Consider the following 1,301-nt stretch of genomic DNA (forward strand, 5'->3'; position numbering starts at 1 on the left):
GTCGTACAAAGTTCAAAAGTGTCTTGTATCATATACTAAAGGAACTAATTCAATCTCAGGGAACCGTAAAGGTTTATCGCGGTAGTAGTTTTTCACACGATTCGATAAAGATAAGCTTACATTATGAAGAGCAGCATATTACAGCCGTATGGGTCTACTTGACAGTAAAATTTGAAGAGCATTGGAAGCCTGTTGATGTAGAGGTCGAGTTTAGATGCAAGTTCAAGGAGCGAAAGGTGGATGGGTAGGTTATATAGGGATATAGCACAGAGATATATAGCAAAGAGATACTTTTGAGCAATGTTTGTGGAAGCGGTATTCGCAATATTTTAGTAGCTCGTTACAGTCCGGTGCGTTTTTGGTTTTTTGAAAGTGCGTCTTCAGAGCGCTTTTGGTTTTCAAAAGCGCTCTGAAGTTCCTATACTTTCTAGAGAATAGGAACTTCGGAATAGGAACTTCAAAGCGTTTCCGAAAACGAGCGCTTCCGAAAATGCAACGCGAGCTGCGCACATACAGCTCACTGTTCACGTCGCACCTATATCTGCGTGTTGCCTGTATATATATATACATGAGAAGAACGGCATAGTGCGTGTTTATGCTTAAATGCGTACTTATATGCGTCTATTTATGTAGGATGAAAGGTAGTCTAGTACCTCCTGTGATATTATCCCATTCCATGCGGGGTATCGTATGCTTCCTTCAGCACTACCCTTTAGCTGTTCTATATGCTGCCACTCCTCAATTGGATTAGTCTCATCCTTCAATGCTATCATTTCCTTTGATATTGGATCATATGCATAGTACCGAGAAACTAGTGCGAAGTAGTGATCAGGTATTGCTGTTATCTGATGAGTATACGTTGTCCTGGCCACGGCAGAAGCACGCTTATCGCTCCAATTTCCCACAACATTAGTCAACTCCGTTAGGCCCTTCATTGAAAGAAATGAGGTCATCAAATGTCTTCCAATGTGAGATTTTGGGCCATTTTTTATAGCAAAGATTGAATAAGGCGCATTTTTCTTCAAAGCTTTATTGTACGATCTGACTAAGTTATCTTTTAATAATTGGTATTCCTGTTTATTGCTTGAAGAATTGCCGGTCCTATTTACTCGTTTTAGGACTGGTTCAGAATTCCTCAAAAATTCATCCAAATATACAAGTGGATCGATCCTACCCCTTGCGCTAAAGAAGTATATGTGCCTACTAACGCTTGTCTTTGTCTCTGTCACTAAACACTGGATTATTACTCCCAGATACTTATTTTGGACTAATTTAAATGATTTCGGATCAACGTTCTTAAT

2 protein-coding genes are annotated in these 1,301 nt (G+C 39.7%); one reads left to right on the plus strand and one right to left on the minus strand.

Features of this window, described 5'->3' with window-relative positions:
• Positions 1–248, plus strand: a 248-nt coding sequence (locus F8C76_RS17720) for a hypothetical protein (RefSeq protein ID WP_152132933.1), incomplete at its 5' end; no start/stop codon positions are given.
• A 363-nt stretch (positions 249–611) separates the two neighbouring features.
• Here the strand turns inward: F8C76_RS17720 and F8C76_RS17725 are convergent.
• A partial coding sequence (locus F8C76_RS17725) for a site-specific integrase (protein ID WP_152132934.1) occupies positions 612–1,301 on the minus strand: 690 nt, incomplete at its 5' end.

It is taken from the genome of Flagellimonas olearia (genome assembly GCF_009184425.1).
Classification (GTDB): Bacteria; Bacteroidota; Bacteroidia; order Flavobacteriales; family Flavobacteriaceae; genus Flagellimonas; species Flagellimonas olearia.